This is a genomic window from Wolbachia endosymbiont (group B) of Ischnura elegans (assembly GCF_947251585.1).
Classification (GTDB): Bacteria; Pseudomonadota; Alphaproteobacteria; order Rickettsiales; family Anaplasmataceae; genus Wolbachia.
This window is the reverse complement of sequence record NZ_OX366371.1, coordinates 1,489,697-1,513,873: the sequence shown is the minus strand read 5'-3', so window position 1 is coordinate 1,513,873 and position 24,177 is coordinate 1,489,697. Positions and strand designations below refer to the sequence as shown.

The 24,177-nt window shown below is 33.5% G+C and carries 26 protein-coding genes and 2 pseudogenes; 14 read left to right on the top strand and 14 right to left on the bottom strand.

Annotated elements, in window-relative coordinates; translation table 11 throughout:
* On the bottom strand, positions 1 to 450 hold the full coding sequence (gene smpB, locus OPR58_RS07755; protein ID WP_015587785.1) for an SsrA-binding protein SmpB: 450 nt from the start codon (positions 448 to 450) through the stop codon (positions 1 to 3).
* An 88-nt stretch (positions 451 to 538) separates the two neighbouring features.
* Positions 539 to 1,450 (bottom strand): ankyrin repeat domain-containing protein, encoded by a 912-nt coding sequence (locus OPR58_RS07750; protein ID WP_265022393.1) that lies wholly within the window; start codon positions 1,448 to 1,450, stop codon positions 539 to 541.
* 103 nt (positions 1,451 to 1,553) lie between these two features.
* Here OPR58_RS07750 and OPR58_RS07745 point away from each other — a divergent pair, with 103 nt between their 5' ends.
* Positions 1,554 to 2,075, top strand: a complete 522-nt coding sequence (locus tag OPR58_RS07745) for a Na+/H+ antiporter subunit E (RefSeq protein ID WP_006015458.1) — start codon at positions 1,554 to 1,556, stop codon at positions 2,073 to 2,075.
* Here the strand turns inward: OPR58_RS07745 and OPR58_RS07740 are convergent.
* Positions 2,068 to 2,484, bottom strand: coding sequence for a hypothetical protein (locus OPR58_RS07740; protein WP_007301944.1), 417 nt, complete (start codon positions 2,482 to 2,484; stop codon positions 2,068 to 2,070). The genes OPR58_RS07745 and OPR58_RS07740 overlap by 8 nt on opposite strands.
* A gap of 266 nt (positions 2,485 to 2,750) precedes the next feature.
* On the opposite strand from OPR58_RS07740, the gene purN reads away from it, so the two are divergent.
* On the top strand, positions 2,751 to 3,317 hold the full coding sequence (gene purN, locus OPR58_RS07735; protein ID WP_010402201.1) for a phosphoribosylglycinamide formyltransferase: 567 nt from the start codon (positions 2,751 to 2,753) through the stop codon (positions 3,315 to 3,317).
* On the opposite strand, the pseudogene OPR58_RS07730 reads toward purN, so the two are convergent.
* Positions 3,311 to 3,484, bottom strand: a pseudogene (locus tag OPR58_RS07730) (insulinase family protein); the annotation flags it as partial. The gene purN and the pseudogene OPR58_RS07730 sit on opposite strands and share 7 nt — an antisense overlap.
* Positions 3,485 to 3,622: 138 nt before the next feature.
* Here OPR58_RS07730 and OPR58_RS07725 point away from each other — a divergent pair.
* Positions 3,623 to 3,811, top strand: coding sequence for a hypothetical protein (locus OPR58_RS07725; protein WP_038249248.1), 189 nt, complete (start codon positions 3,623 to 3,625; stop codon positions 3,809 to 3,811).
* Positions 3,805 to 4,185 carry a recombinase family protein gene (locus OPR58_RS07720; protein ID WP_265022244.1) on the top strand — a complete coding sequence of 127 codons (381 nt, stop codon included), beginning with the start codon at positions 3,805 to 3,807 and terminating at the stop codon, positions 4,183 to 4,185. The genes OPR58_RS07725 and OPR58_RS07720 overlap by 7 nt, the downstream gene beginning before the upstream one ends.
* A gap of 12 nt (positions 4,186 to 4,197) precedes the next feature.
* Here OPR58_RS07720 and OPR58_RS07715 read toward each other — a convergent pair whose 3' ends face one another.
* A complete protein-coding gene (locus OPR58_RS07715) occupies positions 4,198 to 5,157 on the bottom strand; it encodes an IS5 family transposase (protein ID WP_265022212.1) in 960 nt (319 codons plus the stop codon).
* A 94-nt stretch (positions 5,158 to 5,251) separates the two neighbouring features.
* Here OPR58_RS07715 and OPR58_RS07710 point away from each other — a divergent pair, with 94 nt between their 5' ends.
* Entirely contained in the window at positions 5,252 to 6,583 is a 1,332-nt protein-coding gene (locus tag OPR58_RS07710) for a recombinase family protein (RefSeq protein ID WP_320109885.1), read from the top strand.
* On the opposite strand, the pseudogene OPR58_RS07705 reads toward OPR58_RS07710, so the two are convergent.
* From OPR58_RS07705 to ribF, 4 genes and pseudogenes are all read right to left on the bottom strand, one after another.
* A pseudogene (locus OPR58_RS07705) lies at positions 6,563 to 7,712 on the bottom strand (M16 family metallopeptidase); the annotation flags it as partial. The gene OPR58_RS07710 and the pseudogene OPR58_RS07705 overlap by 21 nt on opposite strands.
* The gene (locus OPR58_RS07700) at positions 7,699 to 9,030 is read right to left on the bottom strand and encodes a M16 family metallopeptidase (RefSeq protein ID WP_265023185.1); all 1,332 of its coding nucleotides are present in this window, start codon (positions 9,028 to 9,030) and stop codon (positions 7,699 to 7,701) included. The gene OPR58_RS07700 and the pseudogene OPR58_RS07705, both read right to left, overlap by 14 nt.
* A gap of 4 nt (positions 9,031 to 9,034) precedes the next feature.
* Positions 9,035 to 9,511: a signal peptidase II gene (gene lspA / locus OPR58_RS07695; protein ID WP_007301940.1), complete on the bottom strand. Its 477-nt coding sequence runs from the start codon at positions 9,509 to 9,511 to the stop codon at positions 9,035 to 9,037.
* Complete coding sequence (gene ribF, locus OPR58_RS07690) at positions 9,508 to 10,440, bottom strand: riboflavin biosynthesis protein RibF (RefSeq protein ID WP_264375688.1); 933 nt, start codon at positions 10,438 to 10,440, stop codon at positions 9,508 to 9,510. Before ribF ends, lspA begins: the two co-directional genes overlap by 4 nt.
* A gap of 68 nt (positions 10,441 to 10,508) precedes the next feature.
* Here ribF and OPR58_RS07685 point away from each other — a divergent pair, with 68 nt between their 5' ends.
* The 4 genes from OPR58_RS07685 (at position 10,509) to OPR58_RS11310 (ending at position 12,575) form a co-directional block, all read left to right on the top strand.
* A complete protein-coding gene (locus OPR58_RS07685; protein WP_265022392.1) occupies positions 10,509 to 10,880 on the top strand; it encodes a glutaredoxin in 372 nt (123 codons plus the stop codon).
* Between the two features lie 95 nt (positions 10,881 to 10,975).
* Entirely contained in the window at positions 10,976 to 11,848 is an 873-nt protein-coding gene (locus OPR58_RS07680; protein WP_265022391.1) for a hypothetical protein, read from the top strand.
* A 302-nt stretch (positions 11,849 to 12,150) separates the two neighbouring features.
* On the top strand, positions 12,151 to 12,399 hold the full coding sequence (locus tag OPR58_RS07675; protein ID WP_265022268.1) for a DUF6444 domain-containing protein: 249 nt from the start codon (positions 12,151 to 12,153) through the stop codon (positions 12,397 to 12,399).
* Positions 12,399 to 12,575, top strand: a complete 177-nt coding sequence (locus OPR58_RS11310; protein WP_406846499.1) for an IS66 family transposase zinc-finger binding domain-containing protein — start codon at positions 12,399 to 12,401, stop codon at positions 12,573 to 12,575. Before OPR58_RS07675 ends, OPR58_RS11310 begins: the two co-directional genes overlap by 1 nt.
* A 70-nt stretch (positions 12,576 to 12,645) precedes the next feature.
* Here the strand turns inward: OPR58_RS11310 and OPR58_RS07665 are convergent, their stop codons facing one another.
* Positions 12,646 to 13,611: an IS110 family RNA-guided transposase gene (locus OPR58_RS07665; protein WP_264336652.1), complete on the bottom strand. Its 966-nt coding sequence runs from the start codon at positions 13,609 to 13,611 to the stop codon at positions 12,646 to 12,648.
* Between the two features lie 213 nt (positions 13,612 to 13,824).
* Here OPR58_RS07665 and tnpC point away from each other — a divergent pair, with 213 nt between their 5' ends.
* Complete coding sequence (gene tnpC / locus OPR58_RS07660; protein WP_320109902.1) at positions 13,825 to 14,784, top strand: IS66 family transposase; 960 nt, start codon at positions 13,825 to 13,827, stop codon at positions 14,782 to 14,784.
* A 63-nt stretch (positions 14,785 to 14,847) separates the two neighbouring features.
* Here the strand turns inward: tnpC and lepA are convergent, their stop codons facing one another.
* From lepA to OPR58_RS07645, 3 genes are all read right to left on the bottom strand, one after another.
* Positions 14,848 to 16,644 (bottom strand): translation elongation factor 4, encoded by a 1,797-nt coding sequence (lepA, locus tag OPR58_RS07655; protein WP_265022390.1) that lies wholly within the window; start codon positions 16,642 to 16,644, stop codon positions 14,848 to 14,850.
* Positions 16,645 to 16,725: 81 nt separating this feature from the next.
* Positions 16,726 to 17,445, bottom strand: coding sequence for a hypothetical protein (locus OPR58_RS07650; protein WP_265022389.1), 720 nt, complete (start codon positions 17,443 to 17,445; stop codon positions 16,726 to 16,728).
* 375 nt (positions 17,446 to 17,820) lie between these two features.
* Positions 17,821 to 19,197, bottom strand: coding sequence for a malonyl-CoA decarboxylase (locus tag OPR58_RS07645; RefSeq protein WP_010402191.1), 1,377 nt, complete (start codon positions 19,195 to 19,197; stop codon positions 17,821 to 17,823).
* A gap of 281 nt (positions 19,198 to 19,478) precedes the next feature.
* Here OPR58_RS07645 and OPR58_RS07640 point away from each other — a divergent pair, with 281 nt between their 5' ends.
* A complete protein-coding gene (locus OPR58_RS07640; protein WP_265022388.1) occupies positions 19,479 to 20,171 on the top strand; it encodes a TerC family protein in 693 nt (230 codons plus the stop codon).
* A 254-nt stretch (positions 20,172 to 20,425) separates the two neighbouring features.
* Here OPR58_RS07640 and fabD read toward each other — a convergent pair whose 3' ends face one another.
* Complete coding sequence (gene fabD / locus OPR58_RS07635) at positions 20,426 to 21,391, bottom strand: ACP S-malonyltransferase (protein ID WP_265023184.1); 966 nt, start codon at positions 21,389 to 21,391, stop codon at positions 20,426 to 20,428.
* 125 nt (positions 21,392 to 21,516) lie between these two features.
* Here fabD and rpmE point away from each other — a divergent pair, with 125 nt between their 5' ends.
* The 3 genes from rpmE to OPR58_RS07620 all read left to right on the top strand — a co-directional run bounded on the left by rpmE (position 21,517) and on the right by OPR58_RS07620 (position 24,119).
* Positions 21,517 to 21,729, top strand: a complete 213-nt coding sequence (rpmE, locus tag OPR58_RS07630; protein WP_006013575.1) for a 50S ribosomal protein L31 — start codon at positions 21,517 to 21,519, stop codon at positions 21,727 to 21,729.
* A 21-nt stretch (positions 21,730 to 21,750) separates the two neighbouring features.
* A complete protein-coding gene (locus OPR58_RS07625) occupies positions 21,751 to 22,536 on the top strand; it encodes an NAD kinase (protein WP_265022387.1) in 786 nt (261 codons plus the stop codon).
* A gap of 83 nt (positions 22,537 to 22,619) precedes the next feature.
* The gene (locus OPR58_RS07620) at positions 22,620 to 24,119 is read left to right on the top strand and encodes a hypothetical protein (RefSeq protein ID WP_265022386.1); all 1,500 of its coding nucleotides are present in this window, start codon (positions 22,620 to 22,622) and stop codon (positions 24,117 to 24,119) included.
* Positions 24,120 to 24,177: the final 58 nt, after the last annotated feature.

Below are 24,177 nucleotides of genomic sequence, written 5' to 3'. Positions count from 1 at the left end.
CTACAAATTATTCTTAGACAATCTACTTTTCTCACGGTCCCACTCTCTCTGTTTTATAGTTGCTCTCTTATCGTAGAGTTTTTTTCCTTTAACAATAGCAATTTTAGTTTTTGCCAACCCTTTATCATTAAAATAGATAGAAAGTGGCACAACAGTTATTCCAGAGGTTTTGATTTGACCAATTAGCTTATTTATCTCTTTTTTATGCAAAAGCAATTTACGTTCTCTTTTTGGCTTGTGATTCTTTTGGTTTGCAGCTTTATACTCTGCGATATGCATATTGTTTAGCCATATTTCACCTTTTTTTTCAGTAACGTAAGCATCAGAAATGTTTGCTTTTCTTTCCCTTAGTGATTTCACTTCACTACTTAAGAGTATCATACCTGCTTCAAATTCTTCTAAGATAAAGTATTCAAACCTTGCTTTTCTATTTTCTGCAATAACTTCCATATCTAAAGATATCTTTAAGCTTCAATATATTACAGAACTTTTGGTTTAATTCATAACAAAACAATTATCTCAGTAAATGCAAGTTTGGTTAAAAAAGCTCCAATCTTCCTGCAAGTGTAATTTGTTCCACTCTTCCTACTGCCATTTCAGCCCTAGGACTAGCATTACCTGACAAAGAACTTATTACATCTTTGCAGCCCCATTCAATAGCAAAGTGTAAAGGAGCATATCTATTATTGTTCTGTTTACTAACATATGCCCCACTTTCAATTAAAATATCTCTTATACTTTCATGATCGCTAGCAAAATGCAAAGGAGTACGTCCACAACTATCCCACACATTAACACACGCTCCATGCTCAATCAGAGCTCTTACTACATTTTCATTGCCATCTCTAGTAGCAAAATGCAAGGGAGTATTTCTATCATTATCCCACGCATCAACATATGCTCCGTGTTCAATTAGAGCTATTACTATGTTCTCATAGCCACTCTTAGTAGCAAAATGTAGAGGAGTGTGTCCATCATTGTTCTGCGCGTTAACATCTGCTCCACATGCAATTAGAGCTCTTACTACACTTTCATTCCCACCTTCGGCAGCAAGATGTAAAGGTGTACATACATCATTGTCCCACGCATTAACATTTGCTCCACTTTCAATTAAAATATCTAATATGCCTTTGTGGTTCCATTCAGCAGCAAAATGTAAAGGAGTGCATCCATCGCTGTCCCATGCATCAACATATGCTCCATATTCAATTAGAGCTATTACTATGTTCTCATAGCCACTCTTAGCAGCAAAATGCAACAATGTAGTTTCTACAGGATCTAGATCACTATGTGTAGTGAATATATGATTGATATTAAATCCACTATCTTCCCACCTCCGTAAATCAATTCTTTCTAATTTTATTTTTATTCGTTCAACTATGTTGTTCTTGCTTAAACCTGAAGTATCATTTATTTCTTCAAGCATTTTTAGAAAATCATCAAGCGTCATAATCTCCACTACTTATTAAAATAACTTGGTTATTATGTTCTTTGACACAAAAATCAAGAACTTTTTATTTTCCTAAAAAATCATTTAAGTTATACTCCAAATCATGAAAGTCAGGCAAAATATTAAGTTTTTTTCTCTATCATTTGTGATTTTGTCTTCTCTATGGATTACATTGTCTGGTTATTTTGAGCCTTTTTTTATTCTCTGTGGAGTATTTTCTTCTGTGTTCACATTGATTATCTTTAAAAGGTTAATTGATGCTGAAAGTGCCCTTAGTCAAATTCTAAATGATAGTGGTAGGCTGTCACTTTATCAGCTTATAAGTTATATACCTTGGCTAATTTACCAAATTATTTTTTCAAGTATTTATGTAACAAAAAAGGTGCTACGATTCAAATCTACAGTTGAGCCAATTGTTATTGTAAGAGAATGCATAGGACATAATGATAAGACCATTGCATTATTTGCTAACTCGGTTACGATTACTCCTGGAACTTTAACTATCAATGTTGAAAAGAAGCAGAAAACATATTTATCTACCATATGTTTGATAGATAAAGATCTTGAAAGTGGCATTTCTGAAATAGAAGGTAAAGTCTTAAAAATGCTACACCTAGTTAAGTAATTGCTTTAAATAAGTTAACAGCGTCTCTGTATTCTCTTCTTAGGCTTTCAAGCATTTCTTTTGGAAGGCTATCAATAACAGTAGAACATAAATAATTGTACAAATCTTCTAGCCTTGATATGTTATTTTTCTTCTTGCTGTTGAATTTGTACGGAAAAATGCCCTCCATAATTTCAATATCAACAACCTTATTTAAAAATGCATTTTCACTTGTTATGCTTATTCTTGTAAGTATAGTATTAATTTCAGGTTCATTACTCGTATAAATATCTGATAATTCTGCCATTTTAATGACGTATAAAGTTACTACTTTTGATAAACAATTATCAGAATATTCACAATTTTTTATTACCTCCCACTGAGTAACCTGAGACTTGCTTGTTTTTGCATTGCTTGGTAATTTATTCATTGAATTTTCTCCATTTAATTCAGTGTAGTAAATTATACTAATACTTTGTTAAATAAATAATAACGCAGCCATAAAAATATGCATTTATTTACCATAAATTGTATAATATTCCTAAAATTAAATGTTAAAGTTACTTCAAACTGAATGATTTCTTTAATTCCATGTTATCCAGCAGTGTAAAATATTGCTACACAATAGTATTTATTCTAAAATAAACTTTCCTTTTGAGCTATTTTATTAATATCCATTCTTACGGCTGCACTAAAATGAAAAAGATAAAACTCGGAATACTAATTTCAGGTAGAGGATCAAACATGCAGGCTTTAATAGAAGCATGTCAAGATCAGAATTTCCCTGCTGAAACTGTGTGTGTTATCACAAATAATAGTGAAGCTGGAGGCCTTAAAATAGCAAAGCAAGCAGGAGTTTCAGCGTTTGTTGTTGAAGATAAGCCACTTGATACTGATAAAATTCATGAAATACTTGTTCAACATAAGGTTGATTTAATTTGCCTTGCAGGGTTTATGAGAATTATAAAGGCCAATTTCCTGAATAAATGGCATAACAAAGTTATAAATATTCATCCCTCTTTACTTCCGTCATTTAAGGGCCTAAATGCTCAGGAGCAAGCTCTGAAAGCGGGTGTAAAAATTACAGGATGTACTGTGCATTATGTTACTCCTGAAATTGATGCTGGAGCCATAATCGCTCAAGCTACTGTTCCAGTGTTACCAAATGATGATGTTCACAGTCTCTCAGAGCGCATTCTAGCTGAAGAGCATAAGTGTTATGTAAAAGCAGTAAGATCAATAGCAGAAGGTATTAACTATTGACCTTGAGCGTTTCTTCCAACTTCAACAAAAAATAAATTTTCAGGATTCAGTAAAGAACTTGCCAGCTTGTTTACTTTTTCCAATTGAACATCATTAATGATATTTGCATAATTATTTATATGGTTAATATCACGATCATCTATCTGCATACTATCCAGTAACGTTGCTGGGACTCCGCCAACAATATTGCAATAAACCTGAAACTTGAGAAGACTATTTCTCGAAAGCTTCTACAAAAAGAACGGAGAGTTGAATTTATTTATAGAGCTAATGATCAAATAACCATATGTCTCGATGGATAATATATGGTAGAGCTCATGGGCAACAAGAAATTAATAGTGCGGATTAGTTGTAGTTATGAAGTAAATCGATTAGCAGAGTTGTATCTATTAGATGCATATGAAAAATTAGTGTTAAGTAAACCAATAAAAGCGAGCAAAAAGGAAGAAAACTCTGAATATAAGAAAGTAGATTTGAGGACGGTAAAATGGTAACAGTTAGTTTATATGCAAGAGTTTCTTCAGGGAGGCAAGCACAAGAAGATACAATAGCAAGCCAAATTGCTGCTATAGAGAATCAAATTAGTATGGATGGACATAAATTATTAAATGAATATAAATTTATTGATAATGGTTATAGTGGTTCTAACATAATCCGTCCTGGTTTGGAAAAATTACGTGATAAAATAGCAGAAGGTAACATTGATAAGGTTTATATTCATTCTCCTGATCGTTTATCTCGTAAGTATGCATATCAGATGATATTACTTGAAGAGTTTAAGAAATTAGGAGTGGAAGTCATTTTTTTAAATTATCAAATTAGCGATAATCCAGAATGGCTTTGTTGCATAGCACTGATAGGCATGTAAATCACAATGAACTTACGCAGCTAATTTAAATTTAGCCATACCAATATCAGTAAATTTGTTCAGTAAGTAGCACTTAATTAACAGCTCTTTTTCACGATTTACCTCTGATTTATTTTTCAAGCCAAACCCAAATATTTGCTTCAACCTATAGAAAAAGACTTCAATATAAGACCGTGCTCCATACTTAACTTTTTTCTTCCATTCATTAATACCATCTTCATAATTCTCATATGACCTAATTCTACTAATATACTTGTTTCTTTCTGATAAGTAGTCAGCTAAACAAATTTTAGTATCCTTCCTAGGGCGAATAATAGGCACAATATTGTATTTTCTGCATTCTTTATACACACTTTTTATATCATAAGCCGCATCTGCTCGAATAGAACAAATGTTATATTTATCACTGACTTCTTCTAACATATCGCAGACCGGCAAATAGTCTACAGCAACACCACTAGTGTAGTTCATGCTTATTGCTTTCTTATCATTTATGTTTAAAATAACATGTAATTTTCTTACTTGACCATAACCACTGTATTTTCTTTTTCGAATATTAAGCTTACTATGCCCACCGTTATTATTGTAGATACTAACTCTAGTGCTATCTACGGCAATTTCAACATTTTCCAGATCATCTTTATTGCTTCTATGGTCATCAATCTTCAAATTAAGCTTTTTAAATCTTCTGGAAGCTTGTGTATAGCTGATAATCTTAAGTTTTTTGCCTATTTGTACCATATAACCTTTTACAAAACCTACAGCTTGTCTCAAGCCAATTCTAAAAAGATGAACTATTATGTGTATTAAAATTACAACTTTATCACTATAAGTGTTATTGCCACCTGCAACTTTTGGACTATTTTCATACCAATTTTCTATGGCTTGATTAACAAAATGAAAAACATTTCCTCTTTTTTTTAGAAACTCATTATATTCTCTTTGGTTACTTACTCTCATTTTTTGTGGCATAAGTTATACTTGTTTGAAAAATGCCTATTTTACAACAAAATGCGTTAGTAACCATAAGCTTTTCTCCTTACAATAACCTCAACCAACACTAGCTATGCAACAAAGCCATCCAGAATCTCAATTACTATTACAAATGCAAGGTATGATAGCAGAATACGAACGTGCAAAAATCATGGAACGAAGTCGTCGAGGAAAGATTTATGCAGCAAATAAGGGTTGTATAAGTGTAATGAGTGCTGCTCCTTATGGCTATCGTTATATAAACAAAAATACAGAAACAGGACAGGCCTTATTTGAGATTTATGAAGAAGAAGCTGAAGTTGTTCGTAAAGTATTCTCTTGGGTAGGAAGAGAAAGAGCCAGTATAGGAGAAGTATGTCGTAGGCTAAGTGCTATGTCCATTATGACGAGAACTGGAAAAGAGTATTGGGATAGGGCTGTAGTTTTGAGTATGTTAAAAAACTCTGCTTATAAAGGACAAGCAGCTTTTGGTAAAACAAGGTTTGGCGTAAAACTAAAACATATAAGACCGAAAAAAAACTCCTGCGAGCATCCAAAAGATAATTATTCTACTTATCCTGTTCCAAAAGAGGATTGGATTTATATTAAAGTACCTAGTATAGTAAGCGAAGATTTATTTGAAATCGTTCAAGAACAATTAGCTGAGAATAGAAAAATAGCAAGAACAAGACAAAGAGGAGCAAGACATTTATTGCAAGGTTTAGTAGTATGTAAGCTTTGCAATTATGCATATTATGGTACTAGCACTGCAAGGAATAAGGAGGGGAAAAAAACTAATAATCAGGTATATTATCGTTGTGTTGGCACGGATTCATACCGTTTTGGCGGTAATAAAATGTGTAACAACAAATTAATTCGTACAGATACATTAGACATGGCTGTGTGGGAAGAGGTGAAACATCTATTAAAAAATCCGAATAGAATATTAGAGGAGTATAAACGTAGACTTTCAGAACTTAAAAAATCACCACTAGATCAAAAAAGCGCTTTGCTTGAAACACAAGAAGATAAATTAAAACGAGGTATTGCAAGGTTAATTGATAGTTATGCTCAAGAATATATTGATCAAGAAGAATTTGAGCCAAGAATTAAAGCAATGAAACAAAACTTAAAAATGGTTGAAGAACAAAAGAAAAAGATATTTGATCAGAAAAAACTCACACAAGAGTTAACTCTAGTAGTAACAAATTTAGAGGGGTTTTCCTCTAGTATTAACTCAAGTCTTAATAATGCAGACTGGCTAACTAAACGTGATATTATTAGAACGTTAGTTAAGCGAATTGAGATTAATTTTGAGGATGTAAACATCGTGTTTAGAGTAAAAGAGCTTCCAGACTCTTTTCATATGGAAAAAAATCAATGCTTGCAATGTTGTTGTAGGGGTAGTATTCGCATTATTGGATAGAAAAGAGAAGATAAGGTTATTTACTAAACTGGTTTTTGCATCCTTGAATAATTGTTCGTCAATTCCTTCCTCTTTTATTCTGCTAAATGTATCTTTTACTGCTGATATAGCTTTGCTAGCAGTGGAACTATCAGTACTCATAAATCCAGATATAATATTTCCATGCTTATTAGGAACATTACGTGCACTAACACCATAAGTAATACCTAGATTTTGTCTCAACTCTTTCATCAGTATTGAGTTTAGACTCATACCACCAAGCGCATTAATCAAAACACTAGCATTATAGTAATTAGGGTCTTCATATGCTATGCCTTTTTGAGCAAAAAGTATTACACTCTGTGGTATATCCATAAAAACGCTCTTACTTTCTGAAGGCCCAAATTCATTTTTTACAGATACCTTCCTAACTTTCGATCTTTTTGATGGTAACTTAGATAAATATTTATCGAGCAGCGTACTAACTTCTTCTTTTGTTGCACAACCAACAATACTAATAACGATATTATCCTTAGTAAAACTACGCTTTATGTATGTTAAAACATCGTCTCTAGTAATGCTCATTATAGTGTCTAGAGTTCCATATGGATCTCTTGAGTAAGGATGTTTTTTGAACAACAACGTATCCAACTCTTTTGCAGCAATAAAATAAGGATCTTTTTCAAAATTATTAAAGTTTACTTTGGCTTTTTCAAAAACTCTATTCAATCCTTCAGGATCAATTTTAGGACGCATTATAGCATCACTTAGTAGTGAAATTGCATCCTCTAGATTCTCAGATAAAGTGTTTAATGAAACCCTAAATGCTTCTAAACCAGCAGTAAAATTTAAACTAATTCCTTTATCCTCAAGCTTTTTTACAAAATCTTTGGCATCATTTTTTCCTGCTCCTTCTTGAATTACAAGAGAAGTAAACCAAGCAAGCCCCTGCTTTTCTGCACTTTCATACACACAACCTGCATCTTTGAATGATACATTGAGTGAAACTTTTGGTAGATCAAGGTTTTCAACAAACAAAAACTTAAGCCCTTTATTAGTAGTAACCTCCTCTATATTTAGGTAGCTGCTCGCCTGCAAATTAAAGACCGGACAGAAAAAAAAGTAGAAATACAAACTTACTTATTCTCATCATTATTACCTCCTTTTGGTAGTAGACGACCAACTAATTTATTAGTAGAAAAGATAGCGTGAACTTTATTATTTACATCCTCTAGATTGACATCATTAATTTTGCTATATGAAATGTCTATTTCATCAAGTGGGATACCTAGTGCTAGACGTGGTATATAAAACATTGCTACACTAGTTAAATCAGATAGATTATCAAACTGTGCTGCTTTGTATTTAGACTTTGTGCTTTGCAACTCTTCACTTGTTATTCCTTCAGAGTTAAAGTGATTAATAGAATTTTCTAACTCTCTTGCAACAGCATCCAAATTCACCCCGCTTTTTGGAGTTACCCGAATCTCAATGTAACCATTACTAAAAGCTAAGCTATTATAATAAGCAAACACTTCTACTGCTACATTCTTATCTAGAACTAAATCTTTATATAGCTTACTAGACTTGCCATTCCCCAAAACATCAACTGCCAAATCAACAGGAAAAGTTTCACTTATTTGCTCAAATAAAGGAACACTATAGCGAAAGTATAAAACTGGCTCTTTTACTTCAGTGCTTTCTAAAATTACCGATATATCTGCATTATGTATTGAATCTTGGTTCGGATAATGCTTAACTACAGGCTCAGCTTTAATTGCACCATATTTTTCCTTTGCTAATCCCGCTACTTCTTCAAATTCTACATCACCAACAACGAGCAGTATAGCATTACCTGGATGATAATAGTTATCATGAAACCTTGTTATGTCATCTTGATTGTAAGTTTTAATATCGCTCTCCCAACCAATAACAGACCTACCATAGCCATTACGATAAAATGCACTGTTCATTTCCTCCCATAGTAAAGCTTCAGGATTATTATCAAATCTCATCTTTCTTTCTTCTAATACGATATTTTTTTCTCTATCTATTTTGTCTTGAGTAACATCAAAATTGCCCATTCTATCTGCTTCAATTTCCATTGCTAGTGGTAAATCTTTTTTGAGAACTAATTCGTAGTAGCAGGTGTATTCTTTAGTGGTAAAAGCATTAAATTGGGCCCCAATGCTGCCCAAAGTGGATTCTATGTCTTTAAATTTTCCTGTAGTTTCAAACATTAAGTGTTCAAAGTAGTGAGCCAAGCCTGCTTTGCCAATTGGGTCATCCATTCCCCCAACTTTATATATTATTGCATGAAAAACAGCTGGAATTCGGTGATTAGGTACTACATAAACATCCAATCCGTTACTGAGCTTAGCATGCTTTATGATTTCAGCTTCCAAAGAAATCGGACAAATGAAAAAAAACACAGATAGTATAAAAAAACTAAAGAATTTGCGAAGCATTATTTCATTCCTCATTTTGCTTAGAGATAGACCTATCATATATATACCACTTATATAACAATGTACACATTCCACAAACTATAGATAGATCTGCTAAATTAAAGGCTGGCCAATACCAATCATTGATATGAAAATATATGAAGTCATATACAGCTCCCCAATAGATTCTATCAATTACATTTCCGATCGCTCCACCAATCATCAGAGAAAAACTAAGGTAAATTGACTTATCATTAGATTTATATATCAAGTATGCAAGTATACCAATTATTAATATTGAACATGCTGAAAAAAAGAAGCTGCCATGCGGCAGAGTACTACACATTCCAAAGCTAATTCCTGAATTCCAAACTTCAACTAATTTCATAAAACTAGTAATCTCGATTGACTCCCCCTCATCAATCAAAGAGTTTATATACAATTTACTTGTTTGATCGAATGATACTATAATCAATATAATAACTAAACATATCCTTTTCATAAATTTATCTTTAACTGGTAAGCCTTCATTATATCACGATCTATCTGTTTTGTTAATTCGTTAATACTATGGAATTTTTTTTCTGCCCTAATAAATTTTAAAAGTTGTATATCAACCTTAAAATTGTATACATTTTCGTTGAAGTCAAATATATGCATTTCTACTATAGGTTTTTTTAAGTCCTTAAATGTAGGTCTCATACCAATGTTGACTACTCCATATAGCCAACTTGAACTATTTTCAGAAAATGCAACTTTGGCGTAATATGTACCAAACTTAGGTTTTATCATGTAATCTTCTATCGGAATGTTTATGGTTGGAAACCCTATTTCTCTACCTCTACATGCACCTTTTGTTACAATACCAGAAACTTGATAAGACCTACCAAGCAATTTATTAGCAATTTCTATTTCTCCTTTTTGTAAACACTCCCTGATTGAGGAAGAAGAGCAAATTTTTCTATCGATTATCAATGGCTCTAATTTAGTTAAAGAATATTCATACATCTGAGAATATTTTTCTAGAGTTAATATGTTACCCAATCGTTTGTGACCAAAAGTACAACTTTCTCCAACAGTTATATGTTTAGCACCATACTTCTTTACCAAAATCTTACCAATAAAGTCATCGCAGCTAACCTCAGAAAAACCTCTACTAAAATTAATAATATACAAGTAATCTATACCATAGCTGCTGATTAGTTCCTTTTTTTGTTCTTGATCTATTAACCTAAAATTGTTCCTACTAAATAAAACAGTTGATGGGTGAGGCTCAAAAGTTAAAACTGCAGAGGGTAATCCTCTTTCTTGTGCTACCTTCTTTAGATTGGAAATTGCAAACTTATGTCCTAAATGAACGCCATCGAAATTTCCGAAAGTTAGTGCCACATTATCTTTTATCCCTTGCTCACAGTTGTAAATAATTTTCATACAATTTGATATTTTATATATATTTTTTATATATAATAGTTGTATTTTATAAACTATGGAGATAAATCGTGAAAAACACTAAAGGAAAAGTTGTAATATATGTGAAGAAGTACTGCCCATTCTGCAAGAAAGCAAAAGAGTTATTGGATGAAAAAGGTGTGAAATACGAAGAAATTGATGTACTTAGAAACTCGGATTTGTTTGACGGTATAAAATCAAAATATAACGTCAGGACAGTTCCACAAATTTTTATTACTGATGAAAATGGTGATTATGTACATCATATTGCTGGATGTGACAAATTGATGGATCTTGAAAAAGAAGGAAAGTTGGATAATATGTTAAATAACAATGAAGATAGCATTAATGCAACAGCTTACACAAGCGGCAGTGATGAACACGAGGAATGTAATATAATACATAATGAAGATTTTATGTGATTTTTTTGTCTTACTGTTGCTGGCATACCCACTTTAAACAATTTTTAATGAATTAAAAATACAATTCATCTAGTGAGTTTTTTTAGTGGGAAAAAATGATAAAAAATATTATAATTGTTAGCAAAAACTTAATTAGTATTGAATTAATTAACAAACAAGATTTAGAGAGTTTCATCAAGATTTTCACAGTGCTTGATAAGCATATAGCAGCTAAAACTCTTTTTACAGAAGAAGTGACAATAGAGTATAAACAACACAATTGCATAGAAGTTGTTGAATTGATAAAAGATACAGGTTTTACATATCATGATGTTGAGAATATGTTAAATCACCTAAGTAATCATGGAATGAAAGTACCAAGTAGCGTTATAGCAAGCACCCTTTCTTCTTCATACAATCACGCACTTGAGTCTAAGGATGTAGCATTTGCCTGTTCTAAAGGGTTGCCACAATTTTACATCAGGGTAAATAAGAATACCTTTATAATGACTCCTATAAGTGAAGAGAATCTGGAATTGAATTCGCAAAATAGCAAAATGCTTATAGAGTCATTAAAGAGCGAAAAAAGCACTTATGATTGCATAGTGGAAGAAAATATCATCAAAGTTATAGTGCATTCTGAAATACATCAGGCTATAAACTCGATTATAAAATCACTGATAAAGTCTTGCCTTTTAGCAAGAGATGAAGAAGAAAAATTCAAAGAGAAATTGAGACAACTTGCTTTTAAAGATCAAGCTTTCGTTGAGTATTCTAGCATCAAAACCATTCATAGATATCCGAATAACCATCCTCTGAGAAAGCATGAAAGTGTTATTAAAGATATAGAAAATATTTTATGTGATTTCATAATAAATGAGAACAGCGGGTTTGCTATAGAGCGGTTAAATAGACTGGGCTCAGAAGTCTCTCCAAATACTCCAAGAATCATCACTAAAACTATAGATAAGCTTGTTAAGTTTCACTAAAATGTTGTTGGAATGGTTTTAGCCAATGTCTACATATATCTGATTTTTACTGATTGAGTGGAGCAATTGAGCTGCTCTCTGTCATCCCAGCGTTTAACACTGGGATGATTTCGTTGTATGGTATCTTATATAGTGTTTTACAAATTCACATAGCTATTTCAAATTTACCCATATCAATGTCAGTAAATTTATTGAGAAAATATCACTTAGTTCTTTAAATGTAACCGTTCACGGAGATAAGGTGGTTTACAAAGTAAGTATAAAAGTGTAAAGAGATAGGAAGCTAAATATGGAATGGGTAAATGACAACAGTGCTGCAAGAAAAGGTTGTAGCAGAAAACGCTAATCTCAAGGAAGAAATAAAAGCACTGATCAGAGAAAATGATAGCTTGAAAGCAAAAATAGTTGAATTAGAAGACAAATTGGGCTTAAATTCGCAAAATTCTCATCGCTGCCACCATCACGAGATATATATCGTAAGAAAGCAAAAAAGAAAAGTGATAAAAAACCAGGAGGTCAGCCAGGACATAAGGTGCATAAGCGTGAATTAATGGCTGCAGACGAGGTAGTGAGATGCACAATTGATACAATTTGTATGTGTGGAGGTAAGATTACTTTAGAAGATGAAATTATTCATCAGAAGGCAGAGTTGCCAGAAATTAAGCCAATTGTAACTGAGTACAGGTTGCAAAGAGGACATTGTAGCAGTTGTGTTAAAAGTCAATAGAAAAATTGATGTAGCTGTGAATAAGTACTTAAAATTTGTGTGGGCGTACTTATTCACAGCTATGCTATTGCTATATAGAAGCAGTTTTAGGGCTATACTCCTCAGTAAACAGTCTACCGTCTCTTACTAAAGAGTTAGCAAGGATAAGTAATTTTCTCATTGCAGCAGTAGAGGTAACTTTATATGGTTTTTTATATTGATTGTATAGCCTATCAAAGAAGATTTTTATATAAGAATTGTACCTTTGCGCACTAAGAATGCACATATGTAAAACCTTTCTAATTTGTGATCTACCACCCTGAATACACCTTTTTCCCTTACTAAAACCACTATCTCGATTAAAAGGTGCAACTCCGGAAAGGCTGGATATTTCTTTATGTTGGAGAGTTCCAAGCTCGGGTAGATAACAAATAAAAGTAATAGCTGTTATTGCACCTACACCAGGTATACTAGTTATTGACATGTACTTTTTTTTAAGCTCTTGATTTTTATCGACTAATTCCATTACCTCATCTTCTAAGACTTGAATTTGATTTTGTAAAACTGCAAGTAGCTCTTCCATTTGTTTGATTATAGATAAATCGGTTACTTGATGAGCTTGGGTTTTTTGTATTTTTGCTATTTCTACTAGTTGATTCCTGCGAGATAATTTTTGCTTCAAACAGTCAATACTACTAACTTTTAAAGGAGTGACACGCATGTCTGTATTACTAACATAACGTGAGATGATGCTACAGTCTATTTTATCAGTTTTAGTAGCAATACCAAGGCTTTTTGCATAATCTCTCACCCATCTTGGTTGAATGACATATACTTCAAAACCATGGCTTAATAAAGTATAAGCACATAATTTTTCGTACCCACCAGTTGCTTCAAGTCCAACTTTGGTTACGTTATGTAAACGCAAAAAGTCGATTATTTGATCAATAGCTTGAACGTTATTTTCAAATACTTTATGATGTCCAAGTGGATGAATATGGATATCTAGTTTATTTTTGCTAATATCAATGCCAGTAATAATATTTGATAAATTCATAATCCCTCCATAAATAATGTGTATACTGCATTTTCCACCCTTATATACGAGCCTAAAAGCTCAACCAGTTGTTCGGAACTTTCAGTATAATAAACCAGAGAGGAGAACCTTGCTGCAAAACGGTCCTTATGACCAAGAGTATGTACGGTTCCTCCTCTCTGCGTGTCTTTATACCGCCATTTCGTGACATTTATAAAGACTTGTTTTTAACATATAAGAGTATGTAATAAAAGAATTACAGCAAATTTACCCGAAGGTGTTGCAAGAGATTTTCTAGGACCCAATGCTAAAACAGTTATAAGCAGCCTTAGCGGCTTTTTTATTAACTCAAAAAGAGAGGTACAGCAAATTTTGGGCAGTATTTTTAATCTAAATATAAGCCTTGGTTTAGTCTCAAATACTGAACGCAGGGTATCGAAGAAGTGTGCATCTGAATATGAGAAAATGAAGGAAGAGTTGCAAGGAAGCGAGTATTTGCATATAGACGAAACAGGGCACAGAAATCAAGGAAAGAGAGGCTGGAGTTGGGTAATAACAAACAAAGCGTTGACACTTCTGAAGGTAAGCGAGTCTCGTGGTAAGAAGGTGTTGAAGAGTTTACTGCCAGAATATGATGGTATAGTTGTGAGCGATAGATACGCTGTATACAATTACTTCAATCGTGAAAATAGACAGATATGTTGGGCACATCTGGCAAGAGATTTTGAGAGATTTGCCCATAGTAAAAATGTTGAAGTGAGCAAAATTGGCCAAGCACTAAAATCGCTCAGCAATAAGGTGTTTGTAGTAGATAAGGCAAAAAAACAAAATTTGATAGATAATTTGAGATTTTATCGACTGGTGCGAAAAATTCGGAAAAGGGTAAAACATTTTTTACGTAAAATGACGAGGGTTGCAAATAGCACTCAAGCTTCAAGAATGGCCGCTAAGATGTTACGATCTGAGGATATGATGTGGAAGTTTTTAAGAAAACCTGAAGTGATAGAAACAACTAATAACCTTGCAGAACGGCAAATTAGACGGTACGTAATTTATCGTAAAAACAGCTTTTTCACCTGGTCAGAACGTGGAGAAAGATTCGTGGAAAGAATGTTGTCGATATTTTTGACATCACGTCTAAATGGCCAGAACCCCTTTCAAAAGCTACAGAATCTAGTAGCTGTCACTGCTTAGTTCTTTAATTCATTCTCACAATCCGTGAACGGTTACCTTTAAATTTATGTTTTTGGATGTATATTAATCATTTATTTTCAAAGCCTCAATAAAAGCATTTTGTGGGATGTTTATGTTTCCTACAGAATGCAATCTTTTCTTACCTTTCTTCTGCTTTTCAAGCAGCTTCATCCTTCGTGTGACGTCTCCACCATAGAGCTTAGCTGTTACATCTTTTCTATACGGGTTAATCGTTTCTCTAGCAATAATTTTTCCGCCTACTGCCGCTTGAATCGCGATTTTATATTGCTGGCGTGGTATCAAGTCTTTCAAACGTGCACATATTTCACGGCCTCTTTTTTCTGCCCTGCTTTTATGAACAATGCAGGCTAACGCATCCACAGGTTCTCCATTAACTAAAAAACTTAATTTATCTATCTGACTTTCCTGATAATCGGATATTTCCCAATCTAAACTTGCATATCCCTTGGAAATTGATTTTAGTCTATCGTAAAAATCAAAAACAACCTCAGACAGCGGTAATTTATACTTCAGTAGTGCTGTTGTCGTATTACCAACATAAGATAAATCCTGCTGTTCTCCTCTCCTCTCTTCACACAGAGATAGAATCTCTCCTAAATATTGATCAGGTACCATTATAGTTGCAGTGATCCACGGTTCTTCCACTATTTCAATTTTTGTAGGGTCTGGCATATCGCTTGGGTTATGGATATTTAAAACTTTACCATTTTGTGTTGCAACTTTATATATAACACTCGGTGCAGTTGCTGTTAGATCTAAATCAAATTCTCTTTCGAGTCTTTCTTGAATGACTTCAAGATGTAGCATTCCTAAGAAACCGCAACGAAATCCATAACCTAGGGCATTTGACGTTTCAGCATCAAATGTAAAACTAGCATCATTTAAATGTAATTTTTCTAGTGCTTCCCTTAAATATTTAAAATCATCTGTGTTATTGGGAAAAATACTGCAAAATACTACAGGATGTACTTCTTTAAAGCCAGGTAATGCCTTGCTGCACGGCCTTTTCTCTTCAGTAATAGTGTCTCCTACTTTGCAGTCAGCTACTTCTTTCATTGAAGCAGTTATAAAACCAACTTCACCTGCTGAAAGTTCACCAGTCATAACTTTTTTAGGAGTGAAAATACCGATATTATCGACCTGATATGTAGCATTATTAGACATCATAACGATTCTCATGCCTTTTTTTAGTACTCCATTTTTAACTCGCACTAAAATTACTACTCCTAGGTAAGGATCATACCAACTATCAACTAAAATTGCTTGCAGTGGAGCATTTGTATCACCTTGAGGAGCGGGAAGTTTTGTCACTATAGCTTCAAGTACATCCTTTATCCCAAAACCAGTTTTTGCCGATATCAAAATTGACTCAGTTGCATCAATTCCGATTACCTCTTCAATCTGAAGCTTTATCCTTTCTGGATCTGCAGCAGGAAGATCGACTTTATTAAGCACAACTATTATCTCATGATTATTGTCAATTGCCTTGTAGACATTTGCCAGAGTCTGAGCTTCAACTCCTTGGCTGCTATCTACTACCAAAAGTGAGCCTTCACATGCGGCTAAGCTTCGGCTGACTTCATATGAAAAGTCAACATGACCTGGTGTGTCCATGAGGTTGAGGCAATATTTATTACCATTATTTGCAGTGTAATTGAGTCTTACCGTTTGTGCTTTGATTGTGATTCCGCGTTCACGCTCTATATCCATTGAGTCAAGTACCTGATTGGTCATTTCCCTTGTCTCAAGACCGTTACATTCTTCTATCAAACGATCAGCAAGAGTTGACTTACCATGATCTATATGTGCTATTATTGCAAAATTTCTTATATTGTTCATAGATCTACTTATTTAAGTAGATCTATTTTACATTTTAAGTATTACAAGAGCAATTACTTATCTTCCTTTTTGCTGAAAACATTAAGCTGGCGTCTGTACTGGTCGGAAGTATTCAGTAGTTGATGATTGACTCAGTTTGCTACTTTCCTCATTCTTTTCCTGGTTGCATGTTTTTACTGCATCAGCAAGGCTTAGGTAATCATTACCAACTTTAATTCTTACATCTTTATTTTCTTCTAAATCTTTATCATCTGGCTTATCACTTGCTATTTTAATAGTGCCATCGCTATTAGCACTTAATATAATGATAAATTCCCTTTCATCTATATACCAATTAAACTTTATTCCATATTGAGCTGCAGTACCTAAATTATAACACCTCACTCCATTTTTATCTACAAAGCCACAGACAACTTCTTCTTGATCGCCATTTAAAATACGAATTTCATGAATATTGTTTTTTTTACGAAAATCATTATTTAAAAACTCGCTTATCTCAATATTTATGCTTTTACTGTTGTCTTTTAGATTGATTACTGCATCACACAAACTACAATTATCATATTTTTCAATTGATACTGCATCAATAGTGCCGTTTTCTATATACTTTCTAAACTTTTCTTCAATTTTCTTTTCTAATTCTTCTTGCCTTGCTTCATTTTGTTGTTGCATTCCTTTTAGCTTTTCTTCCATTTTTTTCTGAAGTGATTCGATATCACAAATTAACGTGGATTCATCAATGCCGAGTATCACGTATTCTTGGCCCAATCCTGTCTTCAATCCTTCAATTATGATTACCATCTCTAAGATAGACCCTAAGTTTTGATAATGTATATTAATTTTTCACTACTTAGGCTACCTCGATTGCTATCCCAGTCGATAGCAATGTTAGTAAACATAGAATTAAGGCCTTCATAAATATCTTTCAATAGACTTGATTTCTCTGAGTTTATTCCATCACGTTTAATACTACTAACATAATCATTAAATGACTTTATTTCTTCAGAATATGTAAAGACACTGTACAGTTCTTTACGTGTTACTCTATCTTGTATTTTTTGTTTTATTTTTTTTAATATCTCACTACTAATACATTTTACCTCATAAAACTATTCAATATTATATACATAAACATTAGGGAATGTTAGCACTTTCTATATGCTTGCGCACTTCCTATTATTCCTTTAACATAGCTGACACTTTTTTTGAATGAGAAATCACTTTATTAATCATATAATTCTCATGATTGTTACCTATTTTAGGCAATTCATACAAATAATTTACCATTATCCCGGCTGACTGACTAATGCCTTTTTCAGAAGTATCAGCCATCCAGTTTAGTTGTTTTATTGATGCACCATTGCTTAAATGAAAGTGTGCGACCGGATCATAAGCACCACCACTACTGCTTTTAACCTTTAGCAAATAGTGTGCACAAAGTTTCAGTAGGGACTGTTTTTCGCATTCAATGTTAGTTTTTATGCTTTCTAAAATTTCTGTACCTGATTGTTTTATATTAAGCTTACCTAATAAAGCTACGTCTTGATTTTTTAGCCATTTTGTAAATCCAGGAACTGGAGAAAGAGTTGCATACACTTTTACGCTTTTAAATTCTTGCGATAGTTTTTCTACGACTCTCTTTATTAAAAAGTTACCGAGGCTAATTCCAGATAAACCAGTTTGAGTGTTTGATATTGAATAGAATATAGCAGTACTTGCACTGCTTGGGTCACTTGAGGGCACTGACTCATCCAAAAGGTGTTGAATACTATCTGAAATCTCATTCATCAATGCAACCTCTACAAAAATTAGAGGTTCGTTTGGTATTTTGTAATGAAAGAAAGCAAAACAGAGACGATCAGAATCTAGCCTATTTTTTAGGTCACCCCAAGAAGAAATTTTATGTACAGCTTCATATTTTATAAGTTTTTCCAACAATGATGCAGGTGAATCCCAGGTGATTTGATGAAGATCAAGTAAATCAACATCAACCAAAGTACAGAGTATATTTTTTAATTCATTTTCTAGTGGGTTTAGATTTTCATATTGGTTCTTTAGCTTAAGCACATCAGAACGCATATCAACAATAAACTTAAGACCTTCTGGTAAGGAGATAAACTGCTTCAATATTTTAGAGCGTGGTGATTCAAGGACTTTTATTAAGTCTTGTTCAAACTTATAGCTCGACTCAGAATCTTGATTTTTCTTATATACTTTTATTTCTTCATCTATTTTCGTTTTATCCGGATTGAACTTTTCTGCCAGGGTTTGTAAAAATTTTATTTGACCTGCCTCTGATAAACTCAAGTACAAATTACCAAGAGATACTGTGTTCTTACGTGCTGAGACTTCACCCCCCTTTGGGTTTAAGCATTCGTTCATCTTCAAGACTAAACTATCGACATCGCGACTACTACTTAAATCAGGGTTAATATTGCCAACCCATGATCTTACAGCGTTTGCTACTTCACCTAGTATCTTAAAAAAGCTCTTTGGTGCTTTCTGATCTTCAACTTTCACTATATCAGTTTTTGCTAATGATTCTTTTGTCATATTTCCTTTTATCGTGTATCTATCTTAATTTAAAGAAAAATCTTAGTCTACAAAGAAGGCATATACTTTCATGGTACAACTATTTTATAATCTATTTAAAATTTTCGTAAAGAGAGTTAGATTTTTAATTTTATTATTCTTCTTATAAAAGTACTTTTATTATAAAAATGACCTTTTTTCTCTTCCTTTTTCGGGTAAGGCTGATTTTTTAATTACCTAGGCGAAGTTACTTAATTTTTACACATCTATTGTAAAGTACAAAATCTGACTTTGGAATGAAAATGCTAGCTGATGCTTGGACTTTATTGATACTTACGCTACTTGAAACTATACTTGGTATAGACAATTTAATCTTTATTTCTCTAGCAATAGATAAGGTGCCAAATCTGCTGAGAGAAAGAGCCCGCCTTATAGGTTTTGGCTTGGCGCTATTGATGCGTTTTGTAATACTATTTTTTACATCATATATATTATCAATGCAAAAGCCTATATTTCACACTGTATCGCTGGATATCTCAGTAAAGGATTTGCTTATGATTGCAGGAGGATTATTCCTTATTGTTAAAAGCTCTATAGAATTATGGAGCGACATTTTTGTACATAAGGAGAACCAAACAAAGGCAAACGTTAAATCACAATTTTTTTTAGTTGTGCTACAAATTATATTAATAGATTTAGTTTTTTCGGTTGATTCGATATTAACTGCCATAGCATTAACTCACAATATGATAATCATTGCCATAGCATTTACATTTTCCATACTAGCGATGCTATTTTCATCAAGTTATACCGCTCAGGTAATAAAATCCAACCCAAGCTTAAAAGTAATTGCCATTCTATTTATTTTACTCGTCGGTGTATATCTAACACTTGAAGGGCTTCACATAGAACTACCAAAAGCATATTTGTATTCTTCATTTATGTTTGCATTGCTTGTGGAAGTTATAAGCAAAATAAAGAAAATACAGCCTTGAAACTATTTTACACGAAGCAAAAATCCAATCAGTGCGTGACGTACAACTGTGCGAATATTTTCTAGCAGGAAGGTGTCATTCAGCTTCGGTGTCATCCCAATGCTTGACACTGGCATCCAGTCCTTTTATACAAAAAACGTTGTAAAGTGTTTACCAACTTAATGCCCAATCTGGATGCCAGTGTCAAGCACTGGGATGACACCATCATAAAGGAACTAGTGTTAGCTACTTGAATGATATTACATAGATATGCTTTAACTTAACCCAACTTTTAAATTTTTCGCTGTTAGTACTAATGATTCATCAAAGAAGCTATTAATATCACCAATACTATCTATATTTTTCACACTGATAGATTGGTCAATTCTTTTAACTAGATTAGATAAAACTTTGTTAGGGCCAACTTCAACAAACTTATTAGTGCCATGGCTTATCATATATAAAACCATCTCTCTCCATCTTACTCTACTTACAACTTGCTTAGCGAGCAAAGCTCTTATGATCTCTGGATCACTTTCTTCCTTAGCTGTAACGTTTGATACAAAAGGAATCGAAGGGCGAGTTATGTTGATGCTTTTTAAAAATTCCAGAAGTTTTTCATCAGCAGGTTTCATAAAAGATGAGTGAAAAGGCCCACTAACTTGTAATTTTATCATTTTCTTGACACTTGAGTTTTTGAATAAATCAGGTAAGACCTCAAGAGCCTCTGCAGTACCACTCACCACTACCTGCCCACCACCATTATCGTTTGCAATTTCACAATCAATTTGAGCTGATTTTAATATACCTTCTACTTCACTTATTTCTGCTCCAAGTAGCGCAACCATTCCACCTTTACATTTCAGTGAAGCTTCATGCATTGCTTCGCTACGAACTTTTAGCAATTTGACTGCAGACTCAAGCGTCAATGCCCCTGCAGCACACAGCGCTGTATACTCGCCAACTGAATGCCCACAAACATACTGAACGCTGTAAAGAGATTCACCAAATACGTGCTTCATAACACGTAGCGTTGCAATTGACACTGCCATTATAGCTGGCTGAGCGTTTTCCGTGATGGTTAATTTCTCAATAGGGCCATTGAAAATCAAATGAGACAGCTTTCTACCCAATATGTCATCTACTTCATCAAATACGTTCCTTGCAACTGAAAATTCATCATATAAGCTCTTTCCCATTCCTACAAATTGGGAGCCCTGACCAGGAAAAGCAAAAATCATAAAAAATTTTTCATTCTTCATTGAGAATACTACTTTATTTATTTTTTGTCAATATTTCACAATAATGATTGACCAAATGAACCAGATTCACTAAAATCTTAGCTGGTAAGAAATTTGTAAGAACAATGGCAGAAATCGATTATCACAAAGTTACTATAGTTATGACAGATGGTCAAGAGTTTGAAACTTATTCCACTTATGGAAAAGAAGGTCAAAGAATAAAGCTTGATAGAGATCCTCTTACTCATCCTGCATGGACTGGAAGTTTGACAAGCGGTTCAGGGGAGAAGGATAGTAAAATAGCTAAGTTTAATGATAAATACGGGAGTCTTTTTTAGTTCCTCCCCTCTTTATTTAACATGTATAAATATAAAAATGTAGGCTATATTGCTTCTTCGCTACCCAAGTCTCAGGAAGTATCTAAACTACTACAGAAACTCAATTTTATCAATATAGCAGAAGCAGGTAAGCATGAAGTTGATCTGCTGATAGTTGTTGGTGGCGATGGTTTTATGCTACGCACCCTACACAACTACGTCATAGGAAATAAAGATATACATGTGTATGGAATAAATACCGGTAACGTCGGATTTTTGATGAATAAATGCTTTGAAGATCTAATTGATCATATAGAACATGCAGTTCCTACTCAGCTAACTTTACTAAAAATGGAAGCCACAGACATAAGTGGCAAAAAACACCGTTACATCGCAGTAAATGAAGTGTATGTCTTTAGAAATGCAAATCAAATAGTGGAGATGAATATTACCATTAATGATAAGCTAAAAGTAGAAAAATTCAGAGGAGATGGCATAATATTGTCTACTCCCACAGGCAGCACTGCATATAACTTCTCTGCCGGTGGGCCAATCTTACCACTTAATTCAAATTTACTTGCACTGACTTCCATCAATAGCTACTACCCAAGGAGTTGGAATGGAGCGCTAATCTCAAATGATACAATAGTGCAAATTGATATCAACGACGTGGAAAATCGTCCAGCACTTGTAGTATCAGATTACAAGGAATTTCACGACATATCGCAGGTAAAAATACAGAAAGATCACGAAAATACAGTCACTCTACTTTTTGACAAAGATTGCCCTTTGAATGAAAGGATCTTTGATCAGCAGTTCTTATACTAATATTTATTCTTAAATTAGTATTCACTATATCTTAATAACTATAGCGTAATCAACATAACATTGTAATTAATTTTGGAGCGAATATGCCTGGATCAGGAAATAAAGATAACGTCACACTGCTTTCTCATACAGCAGTGAGTGAAAATAGTAAAGCAACTTCACCAACACCAACTCCCAGAACAAGTACTCCAAAACAAGATGGCAAAAACACAAATCCATTTGAAGAAGCAGGAGAAGCTACCTCGAATAAGCCATCACCTATTCTACCAACTAATCAAGCTTCACAACTTGATGAAACACCCCCTCTCCTTCCGCCAAAAAATCAAGCTTTACGAGATGGAAATTCACTTGATACTCAAATACCACTATCCTCTTCTTCTCAAGAAAAAGAAGGATCTACTTATGTAGAGTTGGGTTTATCCACTTCAGGAGGATCGGTTCGCAATGGATCAGAAAGTGTTACTTATGCAGCTATAGATGAAAGAAAAAAAACTCCCAAAGAGAATGTGGATAATAAAATAGATAACCCAACTCTAAGCAGATCACCTTCTGAAGGAACAATATATAGCGAACCTTGGGATACAAAAAAAACTAAGAACAATATCCTTAAAGGAATGAGTGAAAGTAGCGATACACCTTCAACTTCTCCGCCATCATACACGAGCAGAAGTAGCTCTCAAGAGTCTTCGCCTACAGATAGGGAGTTTAAACTGCAAAAAAACAGATTATGGCCCAAAGCGCAGTATGCTATGCAGCAGAAAGGTGTTATAATTTTTGGTGCGGCCGCTATCGTGCTTGGCACATCTACAGCTTTAGTATATTTACAAGATAAAGCAAAATTTATTGCGTTCTTTACAAACAGTCCGCTCTATACCATCGTACCGATTATTGCAGTTGCTTCATTGTTTGCAATTAGCCCAATGCTGCTTGGAATAAAACAGTTTGTAAATACCAAAGAATATCAAACTCAAGAAAAAAATGCAGATGAAGTTTTAGACAATGTTTTTAGGCATCAGCCAAAAGGTAAAGTTATAAAGTCTGTAAGGCTGGAATATAGCAATGGCACTCATTCAAATTTTGTATTTAATGCTTGGAAATCTGAAAAAGGATTCGTCAATATTGATGAAAAAGTAATCAGTAAAACTAATAAAATAGAGTCTGTAATTAACAATAGGCCACTATTTACTGCATTATTAACTGGTGTAGTTGCTGCAAATATAGCGCTCCCTTTATTGCTTTATGCAGAAGGTGGTGTTAATAATATACAAAAATTTTACCAAAACCCTTTGACCAATAATATAAGATTATTACCACTTACAGGCTTAGGTATATTTGCATTACTAGCTGTATATCTTGGCGTGCATTACTATAGAAAAACAAATTGCACTAATCTTGTATATTCTGAAGAAACGATTGATCCTGAAAATGTTAATGGGAAATTCATTAAGGAAATAAAACGAGAAAGAACAAATGTTCTTGGAGAAAATCATAGTAAAGACGCTAAACGCAGCAGTTTAACACTTGAGCAGGTTGTAGTTCAATCTCACAATTATAAGGATGCTATCTATAGTATAGGTGAATGAAATAAATCTCCTACAATGTCCATTGATTGGAATTTTTACACTTGCTAAGACCTTGCTA